Annotated in this window: 19 protein-coding genes; 7 read left to right on the top strand and 12 right to left on the bottom strand. The window is 62.7% G+C overall.

The features are described 5' to 3' along the window. Nucleotides 1-101: 101 nt before the first annotated feature. The 5 genes from CUV01_RS05230 (at nt 102) to CUV01_RS05210 (ending at nt 2,741) form a co-directional block, all read left to right on the top strand. The gene (locus CUV01_RS05230) at nt 102-479 is read left to right on the top strand and encodes an AtpZ/AtpI family protein (RefSeq protein ID WP_101459542.1); all 378 of its coding nucleotides are present in this window, start codon (nt 102-104) and stop codon (nt 477-479) included. Nucleotide 480: 1 nt separating this feature from the next. Further along, the gene (locus CUV01_RS05225) at nt 481-1,236 is read left to right on the top strand and encodes a F0F1 ATP synthase subunit A (RefSeq protein WP_198731879.1); all 756 of its coding nucleotides are present in this window, start codon (nt 481-483) and stop codon (nt 1,234-1,236) included. A gap of 58 nt (nt 1,237-1,294) precedes the next feature. After that, nucleotides 1,295-1,531, top strand: coding sequence for a F0F1 ATP synthase subunit C (locus CUV01_RS05220; protein WP_101459541.1), 237 nt, complete (start codon nt 1,295-1,297; stop codon nt 1,529-1,531). 80 nt (nt 1,532-1,611) lie between these two features. Beyond that, a complete protein-coding gene (locus CUV01_RS05215; protein ID WP_101459540.1) occupies nt 1,612-2,190 on the top strand; it encodes a F0F1 ATP synthase subunit B' in 579 nt (192 codons plus the stop codon). Next, nucleotides 2,187-2,741, top strand: coding sequence for a F0F1 ATP synthase subunit B (locus CUV01_RS05210; protein WP_101459539.1), 555 nt, complete (start codon nt 2,187-2,189; stop codon nt 2,739-2,741). Before CUV01_RS05215 ends, CUV01_RS05210 begins: the two co-directional genes overlap by 4 nt. A gap of 111 nt (nt 2,742-2,852) precedes the next feature. Here CUV01_RS05210 and ygfZ read toward each other — a convergent pair whose 3' ends face one another. Beyond that, entirely contained in the window at nt 2,853-3,581 is a 729-nt protein-coding gene (gene ygfZ, locus CUV01_RS05205; RefSeq protein ID WP_101459538.1) for a CAF17-like 4Fe-4S cluster assembly/insertion protein YgfZ, read from the bottom strand. Nucleotides 3,582-3,584: 3 nt separating this feature from the next. Beyond that, nucleotides 3,585-5,327, bottom strand: a complete 1,743-nt coding sequence (locus tag CUV01_RS05200) for an ABC transporter ATP-binding protein (protein WP_101459537.1) — start codon at nt 5,325-5,327, stop codon at nt 3,585-3,587. Nucleotides 5,328-5,459: 132 nt separating this feature from the next. Between CUV01_RS05200 and CUV01_RS05195 the strand changes: the two genes are divergently transcribed. Continuing rightward, the gene (locus tag CUV01_RS05195; RefSeq protein ID WP_101459536.1) at nt 5,460-6,632 is read left to right on the top strand and encodes a pyridoxal-phosphate-dependent aminotransferase family protein; all 1,173 of its coding nucleotides are present in this window, start codon (nt 5,460-5,462) and stop codon (nt 6,630-6,632) included. Between the two features lie 7 nt (nt 6,633-6,639). Here CUV01_RS05195 and CUV01_RS05190 read toward each other — a convergent pair whose 3' ends face one another. Beyond that, entirely contained in the window at nt 6,640-6,957 is a 318-nt protein-coding gene (locus CUV01_RS05190; RefSeq protein ID WP_101459535.1) for a TM2 domain-containing protein, read from the bottom strand. A gap of 224 nt (nt 6,958-7,181) precedes the next feature. Here CUV01_RS05190 and pheT point away from each other — a divergent pair, with 224 nt between their 5' ends. Next, a complete protein-coding gene (gene pheT, locus CUV01_RS05185) occupies nt 7,182-9,569 on the top strand; it encodes a phenylalanine--tRNA ligase subunit beta (protein WP_101459534.1) in 2,388 nt (795 codons plus the stop codon). A gap of 56 nt (nt 9,570-9,625) precedes the next feature. On the opposite strand, the gene lpxK is transcribed toward pheT, so the two are convergent. The 9 genes from lpxK to CUV01_RS05140 all read right to left on the bottom strand — a co-directional run bounded on the left by lpxK (nt 9,626) and on the right by CUV01_RS05140 (nt 19,870). After that, nucleotides 9,626-10,606 carry a tetraacyldisaccharide 4'-kinase gene (gene lpxK / locus CUV01_RS05180; RefSeq protein ID WP_101459533.1) on the bottom strand — a complete coding sequence of 327 codons (981 nt, stop codon included), beginning with the start codon at nt 10,604-10,606 and terminating at the stop codon, nt 9,626-9,628. After that, complete coding sequence (locus tag CUV01_RS05175) at nt 10,603-11,778, bottom strand: 3-deoxy-D-manno-octulosonic acid transferase (RefSeq protein ID WP_101459532.1); 1,176 nt, start codon at nt 11,776-11,778, stop codon at nt 10,603-10,605. The genes lpxK and CUV01_RS05175 overlap by 4 nt, the downstream gene beginning before the upstream one ends. Beyond that, nucleotides 11,778-12,023 carry a DUF4170 domain-containing protein gene (locus CUV01_RS05170; protein WP_101459531.1) on the bottom strand — a complete coding sequence of 82 codons (246 nt, stop codon included), beginning with the start codon at nt 12,021-12,023 and terminating at the stop codon, nt 11,778-11,780. Before CUV01_RS05170 ends, CUV01_RS05175 begins: the two co-directional genes overlap by 1 nt. A 671-nt stretch (nt 12,024-12,694) precedes the next feature. After that, nucleotides 12,695-14,644 carry a Hint domain-containing protein gene (locus tag CUV01_RS05165; protein ID WP_101459530.1) on the bottom strand — a complete coding sequence of 650 codons (1,950 nt, stop codon included), beginning with the start codon at nt 14,642-14,644 and terminating at the stop codon, nt 12,695-12,697. Nucleotides 14,645-14,931: 287 nt separating this feature from the next. After that, a complete protein-coding gene (locus CUV01_RS05160; RefSeq protein ID WP_101459529.1) occupies nt 14,932-16,011 on the bottom strand; it encodes a BMP family ABC transporter substrate-binding protein in 1,080 nt (359 codons plus the stop codon). 25 nt (nt 16,012-16,036) lie between these two features. Then, nucleotides 16,037-16,924 (bottom strand): ABC transporter permease, encoded by an 888-nt coding sequence (locus CUV01_RS05155; RefSeq protein ID WP_198731878.1) that lies wholly within the window; start codon nt 16,922-16,924, stop codon nt 16,037-16,039. Beyond that, nucleotides 16,921-17,280, bottom strand: coding sequence for a hypothetical protein (locus CUV01_RS05150; RefSeq protein WP_101459528.1), 360 nt, complete (start codon nt 17,278-17,280; stop codon nt 16,921-16,923). The genes CUV01_RS05155 and CUV01_RS05150 overlap by 4 nt, the downstream gene beginning before the upstream one ends. Then, nucleotides 17,277-18,353 carry an ABC transporter permease gene (locus CUV01_RS05145; protein ID WP_101459527.1) on the bottom strand — a complete coding sequence of 359 codons (1,077 nt, stop codon included), beginning with the start codon at nt 18,351-18,353 and terminating at the stop codon, nt 17,277-17,279. The genes CUV01_RS05150 and CUV01_RS05145 overlap by 4 nt, the downstream gene beginning before the upstream one ends. Further along, nucleotides 18,350-19,870 (bottom strand): ABC transporter ATP-binding protein, encoded by a 1,521-nt coding sequence (locus tag CUV01_RS05140; RefSeq protein WP_101459526.1) that lies wholly within the window; start codon nt 19,868-19,870, stop codon nt 18,350-18,352. The genes CUV01_RS05145 and CUV01_RS05140 overlap by 4 nt, the downstream gene beginning before the upstream one ends. Between the last annotated feature and the right edge of the window lie 87 nt (nt 19,871-19,957).

Genomic DNA, 19,957 nt, shown 5'->3' with positions numbered 1-19,957 from the left:
TTAGTCATTTTAAAACAATGGGTTGATATTTTCGTGGCGTTGCTTGACTCGGCGTGCCTGCCAGCCTATCACCCGGCCAACCTGTAACGAGGGCGTGAGAGATGGCCGAAGGGCCTTTGGAGAATGCAGAAAGGGCGAAAGATGCTGCCCGTCTGCGCGATCTTGAGGACCGGCTGACACGCAAGACGCGGGTCGGTGACGGGCCAAAGCCAATGGCGACACATGATCAGGCGCATATCGCCTGGCGCATGGTGATCGAATTGGTGGCGGGGCTGGGGATCGGCTTTGGCATCGGCTACGGGTTGGACCTGCTGCTCGGCACCATGCCGGTCATGCTGATCCTGTTTATTTTTCTCGGCTTCGCGGCCGGCATCAAGACGATGATGCGCACCGCGGCCGAACTGAACGAAACGTCGGGCAAGACAGCCGACGATACGGCACAACCGGCCAAGACGGCCGAGAAGGACGAGAGGGGCTGACGTGGCGACCGAAGCGCATGGCGAAAGCACGGGTCTGGAATTCCACCCGATGGATCAGTTCATCGTCAAGCCGTTGTTCGGTGACGGTGCGGTGCATTGGTATACCCCCACGAACGTAACGCTGTGGATGGGCATCATCCTGCTATGCGTCGTCGGCTTGTTCGTCATGGGCACGCGCGGCCGCGCCATCGTTCCCAACCGGGTCCAGTCGATCGCCGAACTGGGTTACGGCATGGTGCACAAGATGGTCGAGGATGTGGCGGGCAAGGATGGCCTGAAATATTTCCCCTATATCATGTGCCTGTTCCTGTTCATCGTCTTCGCGAACATGCTGGGCCTGCTGCCCAAAGCCTTTACCGTCACCTCGCATATCGCCGTCACGGGCGTTCTGGCGATGGCCGTTTTCCTTAGCGTCACGGTGCTTGGCTTCGTCAAGAACGGCACGCATTTCCTGGGTCTGTTCTGGGTCAAGTCCGCGCCGCTGGCGCTGCGGCCGATCCTGGCTGTGATCGAGGTGATCAGCTATTTCGTGCGCCCGGTCAGCCATTCGATTCGTCTTGCCGGCAACCTGATGGCCGGTCACGCCGTGATCAAGGTCTTTGCCGGCTTCGCCGCCATCGCGCTGGTATCGCCGCTGTCGATCGCCGCCGTCGTCGCCATGTACGGGCTGGAGGTGCTGGTCGCCTTTATCCAGGCATACGTCTTTACCATCCTGACTTGCGTCTATCTGAAAGACGCGCTGCATCCGGGCCACTAACGGCCCGTCGCAGACGGGATCATCAATCTACAACTTCCAACCGCAAGGAGAGACACTCATGGAAGGGAATATCGCAGAACTGGGGCAGTACATCGGTGCAGGTCTGGCCGCTATCGGTTCGGGCGCAGCTGCCATCGGTGTGGGCCACGTTGCCGGCAACTTCCTCGCTGGTGCGCTGCGCAACCCGTCGGCTGCTGCCGGCCAGACCGCGACGCTGTTCATCGGCATCGCCTTCGCAGAAGCTCTGGGGATCTTTGCATTCCTCGTATCGCTTCTGCTGATGTTCGCGGTCTGATCCAGCCCCATCCTTGCGGCGGGGTGGGGCGCGTTCAGCGTCGCCACCCCATCGTGTCCTGAAAGGCCAAGGGGTAGGATATGTTCAGCCTGTTGCAAGAGGCCGCCACGACCGCGGCCGAACATAGCGAAGAGATCGTCGAACACGGTGCCGAAAGCGCACCGGGTATGCCGCAGCTCGATTTCAGCACGTTCCCGAACCAGATCTTCTGGCTCGTGGTCACGATGCTGGTTTTGTATTGGGTGCTGTCGCGGATCGCTTTGCCGCGCATCGCCGCCGTTCTGTCCGACCGGCAGGGCGCGATGACTGGCGACCTGATGGCCGCCGAGGAATTCAAGCAAAAGGCCAAAGAGGCCGAGGCTGCCTATGACGCGGCACTGGCCGAGGCCCGCACCGAGGCGCAAAAGATCGTCGCTGCGAACAAGCAGGAAATCCAGAAGCAACTGGATGCTGCCATCGTCGAGGCCGATTCAGAGATCGCCGCGCGGACCGTCGAATCGGAAAAGCGCATCGGTGAGATCCGCTCTTCCGCGCAGACCGACGCGCAGACTGTTGCCAAGGACGTCACCGCGGAACTGGTGCGCGCCTTTGGTGGCAATGCCGATCAGGGTCAGGTCGACAGTGCCGTTGAAAGCCGTCTGAAAGGGGGCCTGCAATGAAAAAGCTGATCGCTCTGCTGGCATTGACTGCCAGCCCGGCCTTTGCCGCGACGGGTCCGTTCTTTTCGCTGCGGAACACCGACTTTATCGTCACCATCGCCTTTCTGATCTTTGTCGGCATCCTGATCTATTTCAAGATCCCGTCGATCATTGGCGGTTTGCTGGACAAGCGTGCCGAAGGCATTCGCGCTGATCTGGACGAAGCCCGGCGCCTGCGCGAAGAGGCGCAGGAAATCTATGCCAGCTACGAGCGTCGCCAGCGTGAGGTGAAAACCCAGGCTGACGAGATCGTAGCGAACGCCAAACGCGAGGCCGAGGCACAAGCCGCCAAGGCCCGTGAAGACCTGAAACAGTCCATCGCGCGCCGCCTCAAGGCTGCCGAGGACCAGATCAGCAGCGCCGAAAGCGATGCCGTCAAGGCAGTGCGCGACCGTGCGGTGCAGACAGCCATCGCCGCCGCATCCGAGATCCTGGGCAAACAGGTCGGCTCGGGTCAGCGGTCAGCAGGGATCGACGAAGCCATCGAAGATGTGGCGCGCCGTTTGAACTGACGTCTTGAACGACGGGACAGTGACCTTGACCCCGGCCAGCGATGGCCGGGGTTTTTCATTGGCTGCTGCCGGGGGTTGCGATTGTCTGCAGTCGCGCTGAACGGACAGTGACTAAACGTCGAACAGCCGCGCCTCGTCCGCTTGCATATCGTCGCCGAGACGGTCGAACCGGACATGCGCGATACAGTGCCCGCCCGATTGCGTGAAAAGCGTGCCAACCTCGCGGCCCTCGCGGGTGATGCTGGTTCCTATCGGCGCGGCACCCTCGATCCGCAGGCGGCGCAGGCCCTTGCGCAACTGGGTCTTGTGCTTCATCCGCGCGGTGACCTCTTGGCCGACATAGCAGCCCTTGCGAAAATCGACGCCGTGCAGGCGATCGAAGCCAGCCTCAAGCGGGTAGGTGTCGTTTGGGATCAGCTCGATCAGGGTTTCGGGAATGATGTGTTCCACCCGGATCGCATCCCAATCGCTGCCGTCATCGCTGTCACCCGTCTTGTCACCATATAGCCGCCAGCCAAGCGCCGCGTGGCGCGGGTCCGCGATGGCGCCAGCCGGTGCGTCGCCCGTGCCCCGCGTGACGCCCAGATCACTGGCTTCCAGTGCGACCTTGGCGCGCAGCTTGTACATGGTCAGCCGGCGCAACAGGTCATCGCCCAGACGGGCGTCGACATCCAGCAGGATGCCGTCGCCATCCGGCACGGTCAGGAAATCGACCAGATATTTGCCCTGCGGCGTCAGCAGCGCCGACCAGGCCGGCCCGCGAGCCACCTCATTGGTGACGAGGTTTTGCAGAAAGGGCAGGCGGTCATCGCCCGTGACGCGGATAATCGTGCGATCCATTGATCAGTTTTCCCCGAATTGCAGCTGAACCAGACGCGCGTAAACGCCGCCCATGGCTGTCAATTGGTCATGCGTTCCCTCTTCGACAACCCGTCCGGCCTCGATCACCACGATCTTGTCGGCCTGACGGATCGTGGACAGCCGGTGCGCAATGACCAGCGTCGTGCGCCCGGAGGACAGCGTGTCCAGCGCATCCTGCACCATGCGTTCGCTGGCCGTATCCAATGCGCTGGTCGCCTCGTCCAGCAGCGACACCGGCGCATCGCGCAGCACCGCGCGCGCGATCGCCACGCGCTGACGTTGACCGCCCGACAGGTTCGAACCGCGTGGTCCCGCCGGGCTATCCAGCCCCAGGGGCAACCCGTCGGTGAATTCAGCGACATGGGCTGCCTTGACGGCGCGGGTCAAGGTGGGCGCATCGGCATCCGGCCGACCCATCAGGATATTTTCGCGCAGCGTTTCGTCGAACAGGGCTGCCTCTTGCGCCACCGTCGAGAACTGATCGCGCAACGCCGGCAGGGTAAAGTCCTGCACCGGCACCCCGCCGATGGTGACCTCGCCGCGGTCGGGGTCGATCATTCGGGTGATCAGGTTAAACACGGTCGACTTGCCTGCGCCCGAGGGCCCGACAAGCGCGGTGGTCTGCCCGGCCTCGGCGGTAAAGCCAAGGCCCTGCAACACAGGGTGGCCATCAAAGGACAGCCAGACATCGTCCAGACGGATCGTCGTATCGCCGGGTGGCTCTGTTCGTGGTCCCGAAAAGACGGTCGGTTTGGTATCAAAGAGTTGGTAGATCCGTTCGAGGCTGGCGGCGGCCATCTGCCAAGTGCCGGCCAGCAGGCCAAGCCGGCGCAGCGGCTGGAAGGCCAGTGACATGGCCGTGAAGAAGGACATGAAATCGCCCACCGTCCGCTCACCGCGCGTGACCTCGGCCCCGCCAAGAGCCAGCACGCCGACAAAGCCCAGCCCGGTCACCACGTCGATCAGAGCCGGGATGGTCGCGCCGGTCGTGGCCATCTTGACCTCGGCGTTGCGGATCCGCCCGACGATCCGGGCAAAGCGGCTGACCTGCGTATCCTCCATCCGGTTCAGCCGGATCGCACGGATGCCGTGCAGCACTTCGTCCAGCCGGGTGGCCCGCGCGCTGGCCTGTTCCCGCGTCTGCCGCATCTTGCGCCGGATATAGCGCTGCACCAGCAGCATCGGCGCGATCAGGATCGGCGCGCCGATCAGGGCCGCCAGCGTCCACCACGGGTCGATGAGCAGCGCCACTGTAAACAGCGACACCAGCGCCACCAGATCACGCCCCGCCCCCGCGATCAGCGTGGACCACAGTCCCTGGACGGCGATGGTATCGCCCTGCACACGCTCGATCAGGGCGCCGGGCGGATTTTCCTGAAAGAAGCGCGAATCCAGTGTCAGGATATGGCGCAGCAGGTCGGTCTGCATCGCGGTCGAGACCGACAGAGAGACCCGCGTCAACAGCGTCCGGTTGATGATCAGCGTCATGGCGCGGGTGCAGAACAGGGCAAAGATGATGCCGCCGACCCACCAGATCGCGCCGGTATCGCCGCCGACGAATACACGGTCAAAAAGCGGCTTGAGCATCCATGACAGCACCGCCAGCGTCGAGCCTTCGATCATCATGAAAAAGAAGGCCACACTCATTGTTGGCCAGTATTGGCGCAAATAGTCGCGCCACATCCGGGAGAACAGGCCGGGTGTCTTGGTGTCAGAGTTGCTCATGCCTGTCCGCTGTAAACCTGACCTGTGTTATCCCAAGCCGAGGCATGGCGGCAAGGCGCTCTTGTTTGGCGTCCTCCGTTGACGGCGCAGCGCAAGCGGATTAGCGGTTTCGGTATTGCTGCCGAGGTTCTTATGTCGCTTGCCACCGGACATCCCCTGATCGCCATTCCCGGACCGTCGCCCTCGCCTGATCGGGTGCTGCGCGCTATGCACCGCACATCGCCTGACATCTATGACGGCGCCATCCTGGCGGTCATCCAGAATGTCATGAACGGCTTGCGCCGTGTCGCCGGCACCAGCGGGCATGTGGCGCCCTATATCGGCAACGGTCATGCGGGCTGGGAGGCGGTGACGGCGAACCTTTTTGAGCGCGGCGATCACGTGCTGGTCCTTCAGTCAGGCCATTTCGGTCGCAGTTGGACGGACATCATGTCACGCATGGGTGTGGCGGTCGAAGCAATGGATTTCGGGTTGGCGCCCGCCGATCCCGAGCGGCTGGCACAGCGTCTGGCACGCCCCGATGCAAAGGATATCAAGGCCGTCTGCATCTGCCATATCGACACGGCCAGTTCGGCGCAGGCCGATATTCCGGCGATCCGCGCCGCGATGGGCGATCATCCGGCGCTGCTGGTGGTCGATGCCATCGCCTCGCTTGGCTGCGCGCCGATCAAGATGGACGATTGGGCCATCGACGTGTTGATTGCGGCCAGCCAAAAGGGGCTGATGTGCCCGCCCGGAGCCTGTTTCGCATGGTTTTCGGACCGGGTGGCGCAGCGCGGCCCGACCGGATTGACCACGCCCTATTGGGACTGGCATCCGCGCGCCCGCGCCGAGGCATCATGGCAGTTCTGGGGCGGGACCCCGCCGGTGCAACTGGTCTATGGCCTCGACGAAGCGTTGAAGATGCTGCTCGAGGATGAGGGGCTAGAGGCCGCATGGGCACGCCACCGTGCCTTGGCGCAGGCCACCTGGGCGGCCTTTGATGCCTGGGGCGCAGGTAACCCCGCGATCCGGCTGCTGGTGCGCGACCCCGATCGCCGCGCGTCCTCGGTCACGGCGGCGGCTCTGCCGGGCGCCGAAAAGCTGCGTGGCTGGTTGTCGCAACGGCTGGGCGTGACCCTTGGCATCGGACTGGGTGCCGCCGATCCCGCCAATGCCTTGCGGGTGGCGCATATGGGTTATTGCAATGCGCCGATGCTGCTGGGCACGCTATCGGCGATGCAGGCGGGCATGATTGCGCTGAACATCGATCACGGCAAGGGCGGCGTGGATGCCGCGGCCCAGGTGATTGCGGAAACCGCCTGAGGCTGCGTTAGTACCGCGCCAACTCGGTTGCAATGCGCTGACGGTTCACGGCGTTGTCCTCGCGGATCATGCTGGGGATCAGGAACAGGTCCACCACCACCCAAAGCGTGACAAAGGCAATCGGCAGCCATCCGATCAGGATCGGCGCTGTCAGCCAGCCCAGACCCCACAGCGCCAGCATGACAAAGCCGCTGACCCACCGGCCCAGATACATCCGGTGCACGCCGCAACCCCACAGAAAGATCAGCAGAAGATAGGCGACGATCGAGGATTTCGCCTCATTCGTCACGCGTTGCTCGATCAGCAATTGCTCTTGCACGGTCATCAGCCTTGGGGTCCTTTCATCGACCAGTCAGGAAAGTTGATGAGCATCACATAGGAAATCTTCGGCGGCAGACAAGAACCGCATCGTGGATTCCGCTCTGCTGCCTGGTCTTGTCCGCGCGGCTTGCCGCGTCCATGTCCCTTGCGCCCTACCAATCCCCGCGCGCTTGCGCTAGACCCGCGCCAAAGCAGACACGGCCCTGGCCGGCAGCGACGGTAAGCACAATGAAATTCACCCTCTCCTGGCTCAAAGAGCATCTCGATACCACCGCGACCCTTGATCAGATCCTCGAGGCGCTGACCGATCTTGGACTGGAGGTCGAGGAACTCACCGATCCTGCGGCAAAGCTGAAGCAATTCACCATCGCCAAGGTGCTGGATGCCGTTCAGCACCCCGATGCAGACCGGCTGCGGGTGTTGAAGGTCGCCACGGATGAGGGCGAAAAGCAGATCGTTTGCGGCGCCCCGAATGCGCGAGCAGGGCTGATCGGTGTTCTGGCGAAACCGGGCGATTACGTACCGGGCATCGACGTGACCTTGAGTGTCGGCAAGATCCGCGGCGTCGAAAGCCATGGCATGATGGCCTCCGAACGCGAGTTGGAACTGTCAGAGGAACATGACGGCATTATCGAACTGCCCTCGGGCGAGGTCGGCCAGCCGTTCACCGACTGGCTGGCGGCGAATGCGCCGGAAAAGATCGACCCGATGATCTATATCAAGATCACGCCAAACCGTCCCGACGCGCTTGGCGTTCACGGCATTGCCCGCGATCTTGCCGCGCGGGGGCTGGGTGTTCTCAAACCGCTCAAGGCGGCTGGCATCGAGGGCAAGTTTCCGTCGCCCATCGGCGTGACCATCGACGAGGACATCGCAGGCAAGGCCCCGTTCTTCAGTGGACGTGTCGTGCGCGGGGTCAAGAATGGCCCGTCGCCCGAATGGCTGCAAAAGCGTCTGCGTGCGATCGGTCTGCGCCCGATCAGCGCATTGGTCGATATGACCAATTTCTTCACCATCGACCTGAACCGCCCGCTGCATGTCTTTGACGCGGCCAAGGTCCATGGCGATCTGCGCCTGCGCGCGGCGGCTGAGGGCGAAGAAATAACCGCGCTGGATGACAAGACCTATACCATGCCCGCAGGCGCGGTGGTCATCTGTGACGATAACGGCCCCGAAAGTATCGCAGGCGTGATGGGCGGCGCGGCGTCCGGATCGCAGGATGACACCACCGACGTCTTCATCGAGGCCGCTTATTTCGATCCGATCAGCACCGCCACAACAGGGCGCGCGCTGCGCATCAACTCGGACGCCCGCTATCGCTTTGAGCGCGGCATAGACCCGGAATTCACCCTTCAGGGCCTTGATCTGGCAACGCAGATGGTGATCGATCTCTGCGGCGGTGAGCCGTCCGAGGTGGTCACCGCAGGCACCATCCCCGACACCGATCGGGCCTACCGGCTGGACCCGGCCCGCACCACCAGTCTGGTCGGGCTGGACATCCCGGAGGCCACGCAGCGCGCCACGCTGGAGGCTCTGGGTTTCCGGCTGGACGGCAATATGGCCCACCCGCCCAGCTGGCGCCCCGATGTGCTGGGCGAGGCCGATCTGGTCGAGGAAATCGCCCGGATCGCCAGCCTGACCAAGCTGCAGGGCAAACCCCTGCCGCGCCCGCAGGCAGGTGTTCCACTGCCTGTGCTGACGCCGCTGCAGGTTCGTGAAAAGACCGCGCGCCGGATGGCCGCCTCGCTTGGCTACAACGAATGTGTGACCTACAGCTTCATCGATCAGCCAGCAGCGGCACTGTTCGGTGGAGGCAGTGACGCCGTCAAGGTCGATAACCCGATCAGCAGCGAGATGACCCATCTGCGCCCCGATCTGCTGCCGGGCCTGCTGGCCGCTGCCGCGCGCAACCAGGCGCGTGGTTTCAGCGATCTGGCGCTCTTTGAGATTGGCCCGGTCTTCAGTGGCGGCGAGCCGGGTGATCAGGCGATCCAACTCAGCGGATTGCTGGTCGGTGCGACCGCGCCGCGTGATCCCTTTGCCAGCCGCCGCAAGGTCGATCTGTATGACGCCAAGGCCGATGCCGAGGCGATCCTGCAAACCATCGGCGCACCCGCCAAGGCGCAGATCAACCGCAAGCTCGACGGCTGGTGGCATCCGGGCCGTGCGGGCAACATCGCGCTTGGTCCCAATGTGCTGGCGACTTTCGGGGAAATCCACCCCAAGGTCCTGCGCGAAATGGACGTCAAAGGTCCTGCCGTCGGCTTTACGATCCACATTGCCAGCGTGCCCTTCCCCAAGTCCAAAATGCCAACCCGACCCGCGCTGCAAGCCTCGGGGCTGCAGGCCGTTGAACGCGACTTCGCCTTTGTCGTTGACGGGCAGATCGAGGCACTGGCTCTGGTGAACGCGGCGCAAGGTGCCGACAAGGCGCTGATCGAGCGCGTCACTGTCTTTGACCAGTTCACCGGACTGGATGATGGCAAGAAATCGATTGCCATCACGGCCCGCCTGCAACCGCGCGACAAGACGCTGACAGATGCCGAGATCGAAGCGGTCAGCCAGAAGATCATCGAAAAGGTGCAAAAGGCCACCGGGGGAACGCTGCGGGCCTGAGCTTTCTTCTTCATACAAATATCCCGCGGGGGTCCGGGGGCGCGAAGCCCCCGGCGCTAGGCCGGAAACAAGCGATCCAGCCTCGCATTCAACGCCGCGGGATCCTCGATCTGCAGGCGCACCGGCAAGGCCAGGACCTTGGGGCGAAAATCGCGCGGCAGGCGCACGGCGTCCTTTTCGGTGGTGACCATCTGCGCGTTCACGGCCCGTGCCTCGGTCTCAAGCCGGTTCAGCAGTGCGGGCGTAAAGGGCTGATGATCGTCCAACGCTTCGGCCCGCGCCAGATCGGCGCCCAGCCCGGTCAGTGTGGCAAAGAACTTCTCGGGGTGACCGATCCCGGCAAAGGCCAGCACACGATGGCCCTGCCAGTCGATCCCGGTCTGCAACGGCTCCAATGCGCCCCGCAGATGCGGCACACCGGCGGGCGCGTCAAAGCCCGCCTGCGTCGCCGCAGGCCCGATCGACAGCAGCAGATCGGCGCGTGCCAGTCCCACTGCCACAGGTTCGCGCAGCGGTCCGGCGGGCAGGCAAAGCCCGTTGCCAAACCCCTTGGCTGCATCGACCACGATCACGGATAGATCATGGGCCAGTACAGGGTCCTGAAACCCATCGTCCAGCAGGATCGCCTGCGCCCCCGCTGCAACCGCGGCGCGCGCGCCCGACAGCCGGTCCTTGGCGACCCAGACCGGACCGAAGGCTGCAACCAGCAGCGGCTCATCCCCGGTCAGCGCGGCGTCATGGCGACGTTCATCCACACGCAACGGCCCCTCGGCCGAACCGCCATAGCCGCGCGAGACGACATGCGCGTCCACGCCGCGCGCCTGCAAGGCCTGCAGGATATGGATCACTGTGGGGGTCTTTCCGGTCCCGCCCGCATTCAGGTTGCCGATGCAGAGCACCGGTACACCGACACCGTCTCGTTTGCCGGATGCAAGCCGCCGCGCCGTCGCCCATGCGTAGATCGCGCCAAGCGGGGCCAGCACACGCGCCGTCAATGCAAGCGGTCGGTGAAACCAAAAGGCGGGAGCCCGGCTCATGCGGGAACCCTTTTCAGTCGTTCCGCGACGGGCCGGGCGATGTCCAGGGCGACACCCGCGCCGCCGGTGCTGACCGCCCAGGCATTGGCGGCAAGGGTCGCGACCTGTTGTGGTTGCGAAAGCTGTGTCACCGCATTGGCCAATTCGTCGGCGTCGCGCACTTGCCGCGATGCCGAAGCACCGGACAGTTGTTGCCATTCGGTCTGATGGCGGGCGCTGTTGGGCCCGTGAATGATCGCCGCACCCAGTGCCGCAGGCTCGAAGGGATGGCGCGCCGCGTCATCATCGCCTGACAATGTGCCGCCCATGAAACACAGTGGCGCCAGACGATACCACAGCCCCAGCTCTTGCGGGTCATCGGCGAACTGAACCTGCACCTCGTCGGTGGGTTCTTCGTCCGCGCTGCGACGGGCCACGACCAGCCCACCGGCCTCAAAGCGATCCGCCATGTCATTGGCCTGCGCAGGATCGGCGGGGTTGATGATCAGCAGCGCGCGATGTGAATGGCGCAGCGCGGCCAGATGTGCCTGAAAGACCGCCTCTTCCTCGGCGGATGGAACGGCGGTCGCAAGCCAGACATGCCGGCCCCGCATCATCTTCGCCAGAATGGCGCGCTCTGCCTCGAAGCCGGGCAGGGGTTCGCGGATCTCGGTGACCGGGCCGGTCATCCGCACACGATCCGCTGCAATGCCAAGCCCCAGGGCTGCCTCGCGGCTGGCCGCGTCGGTCACGCAGATAACATCGGGCACGGCCAGCAGGCGCGCCTGAACGGTTCGATCCAGACCCCAGGCACGTTTCTCGCGGATCATGGACTGTCCCAGAATGACGGGCGTTCCGGCCTCTTGGGCAGCATGGATCAGCGCCACAGGCAACTCGTCGCCCAGCAGCAAAATCGTCTGGGCTTGCGCTTCGGCCAGCAGTTGCGGCGCGGCAGTCGGGTCATCTGAGACATCCGGCATCCCGCCGTCACCCAGGGTCAGCACCCTCAGTGCCGGCACGGCATGGGTCAGGACCTCAAGGACCTGACCGGCCGCTATCCGTGCCTCGGGCGTCGCGCGCAAGATCAGCAGCGGGCCGTCGCCCGGCGGCAGGCGCAGGTTATGCAGCCGCCCGCCACGCTTGCGCCGCAGTTCCAGCCAGAGCCCAAGCGAACCCAGGCTAGAACTGGCCATCAGGCACCCAGTTCCTCGGTCGGGCTGACCTCGGTTTCCTCGTCGCGCAGGCGATGCAGGTGAGCGATGAAATACCGCGTCTGGGCGCTGTCCACCGTGCGATGCGCCTCGGCCTTCCAGGCGTCATAGGCCTTGGCATAATCGGGAAAGATACCGACGACATGGATATCCTTGGTATCCTGAAACTCGGTTCGCTGCGGGTCGACAAGTTCGCCGCCGAAGACAAGATGCAGACGCTGGGTCATGAAAACTCCTGTGCTTTGATTGAGGCCGAACCTAACCCGCACAAAGGCCGAACTCTAGCGTGATCGTCTAAAATCCTAAGGGCTTTGAATTTGCGTGGAATCGCGGTTCGCGCTATGTCTGATCCCACGGCGACCAGAAGGTCAGCCCGAGAAATTCGATCCCTGAATTGGATACGCGCGGTGGACTTGGGGCGTGTAAGGGGAGGGTTCCGGCTGACTGGGGTGGGCCGGAACCCTTTTGTTTTCTGCATGTGGTCTCAGGGGGCGGCGGGACTGACCGACGATACGCGCCGGTTCTGCATCAAGCGAGTTTTTAGGTACTTCGCCAGCGGTTTGGGGCGCGGCGCTTGGGGCCTTCTAACCCAGAGCTTTGGCTGATGGCCGGGTGGGCACTGTGGCGCCCTAAAATATCTTCGGATCTGAGGTCTAAAAAAGCCGGGGCGCAAACTTCAGCGGTTCGGTTCCGACGCGTGGTCGCTGTTCGGGCTGTATCGAGAACCGCCCTTTCCTGCATTGGGCTGCTGTTCATGGATTTTCAAAGCGCATTGGTCGATTGTCTCGATCACGAACGCGGCGCCGCCGGGATCGCATTCGCAGCGATTGCCGACTGGGTCCGCTCCGCACGGATCATTGACCCGACGCTGGTCACAGCTGTCGGGTCATAAGCGTGGTCAAGTCGCGGTATGAACGAGATCTTTGTTGTTTTTCACATGCCGCCGGATCAGGTTTGATGTCAGCTTCTTGCGTTCGACTATTGTCCGGCAAGAAGATGGCAAATTCTCTGGCTGACGGAATTCAGGGAAAATGTTGTATATTTCCTGCATGGACGCGTCGCCTAGCTGGTCTCGGGCCGTGGCAGCCAGATACAGACTTTCCGCCCGCGCCCCATTTGCCGTGACGATCTCATGGTTGTCGAAAAGGATATGGACATACTCGACCGCTTCGACGTTCTCGTCGACGTAGACGCCGGGCAATTCCGCCAGCTTGATCGCGGGTATCAGGACGGAATCTTCGCCGAACGTGCGCTTGACGATGGCGCTTTGAACCAGAATCCGGTGCTGCCTTGAAACGGTCAAGCGCTCGCGCGGCAAATGGGGGCCAAGCGCGCCGGCCTCGATCGTTACCGGCAGCAGGCTGGGGTCCCTGCGCAAACGGGCGCGGTCAATCGTTTTCCTGCCGATCCAGCGCAGCGGCTGATAGCCCCTGTCCTCGGTCAGAACCATGTCGCCGACTTGCAGATCAGTCGCCCTGATTTCGCCATTCTGGGTCAAAATTTTCGTCTCAGCGGTAAAGCAAACAATGGAAACCGACTTCTGCGGACCACCTGTACTGTTTTGCGTGTCGGGATCAGAAATCCAGTAGGTCCCATCCGTCGTCTGGATCAGAACCGGCGCGGTATCATCAGTCAATATCGTCGTGCTGTCGAACAGATCAAATGTTCCGTCAGCATTCATATAAAACATCGCGGTGCCGTTATTGACCCCATTGGCGTCAACGGTATTGACTAGAACAACCTCTCGCGGACCGGTTCCGTCGTCGAACGTATGGGTATCGAAATCAAGAAGGACATTGGCGTCAATCGTATCCCCCAACGTCAATGTCGGAGTGCCGGGCGTGGTGGGGTCGGTCGTCAGCGTCAGCGAAAAAACCTTGTCATCGTTGTATGATCCATAGACCAGATGCTCGAGACCGTCTTCGTCGGTCATGACGGTTATCGTTCCTAGTCCACCGGTGTCCTCAGAAGAGATGTCGCTGCGAAGGATGCTGTTCGAGGGGCCTGTAACCTCGCCAGTCGCCGGATCCATCAACCTATACGTAATGCCATGCCGGCCGATGGCGACAAGATATGTCTCGCCCTCTGCGGTATGATAGATTTCGGTATCAAACATCGCGTTTGCGTTGCCGGGCAAAGTCAGCACATTGGTTTTGTCCGAGAAATCGCCGGTCGCTGGGTCGAACGTATATTGGGTCGTCTGTCCGAACGTTCCAGTTGCCCCCCCTAGTTCAGTTTCAGCCACATAGACATGGGTCGTGCCCTGCGTGTCGGTATAGACCTCCATGCCGTAGACCGTTCTGTTCTGGCCATTGCCAAGATCCATCCCGCCGACATGCGCCAATTCGCCATCGTCGTTGACGCTCCAGACGTGAATGCCCGCACCATTCTGTGAGTTCACGAACAGAAATTGCGTGCCGTTGATATCAACCGGCTCGATATACTGTGCGCCGCCGCCGTAAAGGGCCGCATCGCTCACCCCGAAAATCGTCGAGTCAGTCCCCTGGTAATTTTGGGTGTCTGCCAAAATGGTCGACGAAACGTCAGTTTGGACGCCGTTCAGGTATATTTCGCCGCCACCATTCGTCGGACCCAGCACGACAACCCGGCTGTTGCCGTCGTCCATTTGCATGCTGCCGGTCAGGACGTAGTTCGGCTCGTTGTTGGCATCCAGATCAACGCGGTAAACGTACAAACCGCCGTCCGAACCCTGCAGAGCCGTCGCCACATAGGGCTGGTTCCCGATGTAGAACGTAGACGAGTGGTTCGAATAAAACAGGTTAGACTCGGTCTGTGTCGTATAGGTCGCGTCGTCTATTTCATTAAGTGGCATGGCCAGCACTTCCATGGGGATATTGGCAGGGCGGAATTAAACGCTTAAGTTCATAGCTACGTTATGAAGCAAGTAATTACAATCTCTTAGTGAGAATTGGGTGGGCGATTGTGAGGATAGACCAGAGCCCGCGACCTCAGATTGAATTTGCACAACGAGCCGTGGCGGGAAGGCCTTGGCCCGGCTGGCAAAACGCTTCAAGTCGCCGGCGGCAGAGAAACCCCGGCGCTTGCGTTTGGGTTGTATGAAACGAAAACGCCCCGCCAGACCGGGCGGGGCGTCAATTCCAGGCAGACACGGATTTATTCCGGAATCTGCGCGGTGATACCTTCGACAAAGAAGTTCATGCCCGACAGTTCCTCATCGGTCGCCACCTGACCTTCGGCCAGCCATTCGCTGCCGTCGGCCTTGTTCAGCGGCCCGGTAAAGGGATGGTATTCGCCCGATCCGATCTGATCTTTCAGCGCCAGTGCGGCCTCTTTGACCTCGGCGGGAACGGCATCGGTGATTTCGCCGATCTCGACCTCGCCATCGCCAATCCCGGCCCAGGTCGCCTTTGATTCCCAGGTTCCATCCAGCACCGCGCCGACGCGATCGAGGTAATAGGGTGCCCAGTTGTCGATGATTGACGAGACGCGCGGGTTGGGCGCGAAATTCGACATGTCGCTGGCCTGACCAAAGCCGATGGCGCCGGCCTCTTGTGCCTTGGCCAGCGGTGCGGTCGAATCGGTGTGCTGCAAGATCACGTCGACGCCCTCGGCGATCAGGGCGGCGGCGGCGTCGGCCTCTTTTGCCGGGTCGAACCAGCTATAGGCCCAGACCACGCGGATCTCGACATCCGGGTTCACCTTCTTGGCGTGGATATAGCTGCTGTTGATGCCCTGAATGACCTCGGGGATCGGAAAGCTGCCGATATAGCCGATCTTGTTCGATTCAGTCATATGGCCCGCGATCGTGCCCATCACCGCGCGGCCTTCGTAGAAACGCGCGTCATAGGTGGCGACGTTGTCGGCGCGTTTGTAACCGGTGGCGTGTTCGAATTTCACGTCCGGGAATTTCTGCGCCACGTTGATCGTTGCGTCCATAAAGCCAAAGCTGGTGGTAAAGATCAGCTTGTTTCCGGCCAGCGCAAGCTGGGTGATCGCACGCTCGGCATCGGCACCCTCGGGTACGCTTTCGATGAATGTGGTCTCGACCCGGTCGCCGAACTCGGCCTCGATCGCCTGACGGCCCTGATCGTGCTGATAGGTCCAGCCGCCATCGCCCACGGGACCGACATAGATAAAGCCGACCTTCAGCGGTTCATTCTGCGCCCATGCGGGCACGCTTAGCGAAATGGTTGTCAGAGCGGCCACGCTGGCCAGCAATTGTCTGCGGTTCATTGTCTTCTCCTGTTGAGCCTGCGTCTTAGCGCAGTGCGTGAAAATTCTGGCCCAGTGATCCGGGCGCGCCCGTGCCGGCGCGACGGCTGAATTTCTGTCGCGCCGATATCAGCACAAGGACCGCGATGGTGGCAAGGTAAGGCGCCATGGACAGCAATTGCACCGGCACCGCCACACCCGCCGCCTGCAGGCGCAGTTGCAGCGCCGTGACGCCGCCAAACAGGCAGGCGCCAGCCAGCACGCCCGGCGCGGTCCAGTTGGAAAATACCACGATGGCCAGCGCGATCCAGCCAGCGCCCGCCGTCATGCCCTCGGTCCATTGCAGCACGATGGCGATGGAGATGAAGGCACCGCCCATCCCCGCCATCGCGCCGCCAAAGCCAATCGCCGCGATGCGCACACGCCGCACCGGGTGACCCAAGCCATGCGCGGCATCGTGGTTTTCACCCACCCCGCGCAGGATCAACCCGCCCCGTGTGCGGTTCAGGAACCACCAGATCACCGGCACCATGGCGATGCCGACCCAGATCATCCAGTTCAGGCCCAAGGGGCCGGATGTCATCGCGGGTGCCTTGATCCCCTCATAAGGTTTGCCGAACAGCGCGGCCAAGCCCAGCCCGAACAGCGTCAGCGCCAGCCCGGAGGCCACCTGATTGGCCAGCAGATATTGCGTCAGCAGCGCGAACAGCATGGCGATCGCGGCCCCGGCCAAGGCGGCCGCGACAAAGCCCATCATCGGGCTGCCTGTCGCCACGGCGGCTGCAAAGCCGGCCAGCGCGCCGGTGATCATCATCCCTTCGACGCCAAGGTTCAGCACGCCCGATTTTTCAACGATCAACTCGCCAAGCGCCGCGAACAGGATCGGCGTCGCCGCGACCAGCAGGGCAGGGATCAGGGTCGTCAGGTCGATCATTCGCCACCCCACAGCCACGGTAATTCGATCAATAACATGGTGGCCAGCCCAATCAGGAAGGCCAGCGCATAGATCAACTGCTGCGAGATCGGGACTGGCTTCCTCGGGTCAAGTCCTGCCCAGTCTCCGCCTGCGCGCGCTATCATCTTCCAGACCGGCTCGCTGATCGCTGCAGCGATATCTACCAGGAAATCCAGGTCCGCCATAGCGCCGACAAAGATCAGCACCAGGATGATGAGAAAGCCGAAGCCGAGCCAGCTGTTCAACGCAAACCAGCCGATAATCATGCCCAGAGCAAAACCGGCTGCGGCAAAAAGAACGCCGGATCTCGTCGTAGTCGAGGTCGTGCCGGTCATGCGGCCACCCTTCGGACAATGCGAAACCGCGTCAACAGGTCAAACCCAAGCAGAAAGAACAGCAGCATCCCTTGGAACACCTGCACCGTTGCGGCGGGCAGTTGCAGGGTCAGTTGCGCCAGTTCGCCGCCGATATAGGTCAGCGCCAGCAGCAGCCCCGCCAGCAGGATGCCGAACGGGTTCAGCCGCCCCAGAAACGCAACGATGATCGCGGTAAAGCCATAGCCAGACCCAAAGCTGTCGGTGATCTGGCCTGCGGGGCCTGCAGCCTCGAACAGCCCGGCCATGCCGGCCAGCGCACCCGACAGGCCAAGGCAGAACGCGACCAGCGTTTCAGGGCGCACCCCGGCAAAGCGCGCCGCGCGTGGCGCAAGACCTGCGGCGCGGATTTGAAAGCCGCGGATATGGCGGCTCATCAGCACCCAGATCGCAAGCACCGCGATGGCTGCGGCAACAACGCCCCAATGCGCGCCGGTGCCGGCGATCAATTCGGGGTTCGCGGCTGACGGGTATTGCTGCAGGTTCCGCGAACCGGGAAAGCCAAAGCCCTCCGGGTTCTTCAGCGGGCCGAATGCGACCCAGGCGGCAACATTTTGCGCGACATAGACCAGCATCAGCGACACAAGTATTTCCGAGGCGCCGAACCAGTTGCGCAGCGTTGCGGGGATCATCGCCCAGGCCCATCCGCCAAACGCGCCTGCCGCGACCATGGCCGGGAACAGCCACCAATGTTCGCCCGGATAGGCGGCCAGCGCCACCGCCGCGCCGCAGATGCCGCCGATGATGTACTGCCCCTCGGCGCCGATGTTCCAGATGCCCGCGCGAAAACCCACGGCAAGGCCCGAGGCGATCAGGATCAGCGGCGCAGCCTTGACCAGCAACTGCGGTCGCGAATAGGCCGCCGCCTGCCCGAAGAGCGGGTCCCAAAAAATGGTGCGGATGGCCGCCAGCGGATCGTAGCCCATGATCGCGAACAGCAGACCGCCCGCGATCATCGTGGCCAGCACGGCCAGCAGCGGCGTCGCGATTTGCCAACCGTTCGAGATCTCGGTTCGGGGGACCAGCCGGATCATATCGCCGCCTCGGCCATGCCATGCGCGCCGCCCAGCATCAGCCCGATTTCATCGAGGGTCAGGTCCTCGGTTGGGCGCGGGGGGGACAGGCGGCCTTCGTTCAGGGCGCAGAAACGGTCGGATAGCTCCATCAATTCGTCCAGATCCTGAGAGATGACGATCACGCCTGCCCCGTCACGAGCAAGGTTCAGCAGTGACTGGCGGACGGCGGCAGCGGCGGCGGCATCGACGCCCCAGGTCGGCTGGTTCACGACGAGCACGCGCGGCGCCTGCAGCACCTCGCGCCCGATGACGAATTTCTGCAGGTTGCCGCCCGACAGCGCGCGTGCGGCGGTGCCGGGGCCGGGGGTGCGCACATCGAAACTGGCGATGACCTCTTCGGCATAGGCGCGTGCGGCGCTGTGATCGATCATCCCGCGCCGGACCAACCCCTTGCGCGTGCCAGCGGTCAGCAGGGTGTTGTCAGTCAGGCTGAAATCGGGCACGGCGGCATGGCCCAAGCGGTCCTCGGGCGCGGCCAGCAACCCAGCCAGGCGCCGCTGATCGGGACCTGTCGCCGACAGGTCATTCCCGTCCAGCACCACGGTGCCCGGCATATTGCGGACCTCGCCAGACAGGGCAGCCAGCAGTTCCTCTTGCCCGTTGCCGGCCACGCCGCCGATGCCCAGGATTTCACCTGCGCGCACCTGCAACGAGACCGCCTTCAACGCGGTGCCTTCGACGCTGGCTGGCGCCATGGAAAGGTCTTTCAGTTCCAGCAGAACCTCGCCTGCCTGACGGCCAGATCGGTCGATATCGCGCATCTCGCCGCCGACCATCATCGCCGCCAGTTCGCGCGCGGAATGGGCGCGCGGATCGCAGCTGTCGACCACCTTGCCGCCGCGCAGGATCGTGGCGCGGTCGCAATGGGTCCTGATTTCTTCCAGTTTGTGACTGATATACAGGATCGACGTGCCCTGTGCCGCCAGTTTGCGCAGCGTGGCAAACAGCAATTCCGCCTCTTGCGGTGTCAGAACACTGGTCGGTTCGTCCATGATCAGCAGGCGCGGGTTTTGCAGCAGGCAGCGAATGATTTCCACGCGTTGGCGTTCGCCTGCCGACAGCGTGGCGATGCGTCGTGCGGGATTGAGAGGCAGGCCGAATTCGTTGCTGACATCGGTGATCCGCGCCGACAACTCGCGCCGGAGCGGCGGGTTTTCCATTCCCAAAGCGATGTTCTCTGCGACGGTCAAGGCATCGAACAGCGAGAAATGCTGAAACACCATCGCGACACCGGCGGCACGGGCCGCACGCGGATCGGAGGGTTCATGCGGTTTGCCCAGCAGGCTCATGCGGCCATCATCGGGCCGCACCAGCCCGTAGATCATCTTGACCAGCGTGGATTTTCCGGCACCGTTTTCACCCAGCAGGGCATGGATCTCGCCCTCGGTGACCGTGAAGGACACGTCATCATTGGCGCGAACGCCTGGATATGACTTGCCGATGCCCTCGGCCTGAAAGACCTCCGTCGCGCCCAAATTTTGTCCCCGTGGTCAAATCCATACCTGAATAGCGCGGAAATCCCCGATCAGGCAATTGCACAGTTCGACAGGTCGGGGATACTG

Source organism: Paracoccus tegillarcae (assembly GCF_002847305.1).
Classification (GTDB): domain Bacteria; phylum Pseudomonadota; class Alphaproteobacteria; order Rhodobacterales; family Rhodobacteraceae; genus Paracoccus; species Paracoccus tegillarcae.
Note: the sequence above shows the minus strand (reverse complement) of the source record. Positions and strands in the feature narration are given on the sequence as shown.

Excerpts from the sequence above, each read along its gene's own strand:
- CUV01_RS05230 (WP_101459542.1), top strand. The coding sequence starts at position 102 with ATGGCCGAAGGGCCTTTGGAGAATGCAGAAAGGGCGAAAGATGCTGCC.
- CUV01_RS05220 (WP_101459541.1), top strand. The coding sequence starts at position 1,295 with ATGGAAGGGAATATCGCAGAACTGGGGCAGTACATCGGTGCAGGTCTG.
- CUV01_RS05215 (WP_101459540.1), top strand. The coding sequence starts at position 1,612 with ATGTTCAGCCTGTTGCAAGAGGCCGCCACGACCGCGGCCGAACATAGC.
- CUV01_RS05210 (WP_101459539.1), top strand. The coding sequence starts at position 2,187 with ATGAAAAAGCTGATCGCTCTGCTGGCATTGACTGCCAGCCCGGCCTTT.
- ygfZ (WP_101459538.1), bottom strand. The coding sequence starts at position 3,581 with ATGGATCGCACGATTATCCGCGTCACGGGCGATGACCGCCTGCCCTTT.
- CUV01_RS05200 (WP_101459537.1), bottom strand. The coding sequence starts at position 5,327 with ATGAGCAACTCTGACACCAAGACACCCGGCCTGTTCTCCCGGATGTGG.
- CUV01_RS05195 (WP_101459536.1), top strand. The coding sequence starts at position 5,460 with ATGTCGCTTGCCACCGGACATCCCCTGATCGCCATTCCCGGACCGTCG.
- CUV01_RS05190 (WP_101459535.1), bottom strand. The coding sequence starts at position 6,957 with ATGACCGTGCAAGAGCAATTGCTGATCGAGCAACGCGTGACGAATGAG.
- pheT (WP_101459534.1), top strand. The coding sequence starts at position 7,182 with ATGAAATTCACCCTCTCCTGGCTCAAAGAGCATCTCGATACCACCGCG.
- lpxK (WP_101459533.1), bottom strand. The coding sequence starts at position 10,606 with ATGAGCCGGGCTCCCGCCTTTTGGTTTCACCGACCGCTTGCATTGACG.
- CUV01_RS05175 (WP_101459532.1), bottom strand. The coding sequence starts at position 11,778 with ATGGCCAGTTCTAGCCTGGGTTCGCTTGGGCTCTGGCTGGAACTGCGG.
- CUV01_RS05170 (WP_101459531.1), bottom strand. The coding sequence starts at position 12,023 with ATGACCCAGCGTCTGCATCTTGTCTTCGGCGGCGAACTTGTCGACCCG.
- CUV01_RS05165 (WP_101459530.1), bottom strand. The coding sequence starts at position 14,644 with ATGGAAGTGCTGGCCATGCCACTTAATGAAATAGACGACGCGACCTAT.
- CUV01_RS05160 (WP_101459529.1), bottom strand. The coding sequence starts at position 16,011 with ATGAACCGCAGACAATTGCTGGCCAGCGTGGCCGCTCTGACAACCATT.
- CUV01_RS05155 (WP_198731878.1), bottom strand. The coding sequence starts at position 16,924 with ATGATCGACCTGACGACCCTGATCCCTGCCCTGCTGGTCGCGGCGACG.
- CUV01_RS05150 (WP_101459528.1), bottom strand. The coding sequence starts at position 17,280 with ATGACCGGCACGACCTCGACTACGACGAGATCCGGCGTTCTTTTTGCC.
- CUV01_RS05145 (WP_101459527.1), bottom strand. The coding sequence starts at position 18,353 with ATGATCCGGCTGGTCCCCCGAACCGAGATCTCGAACGGTTGGCAAATC.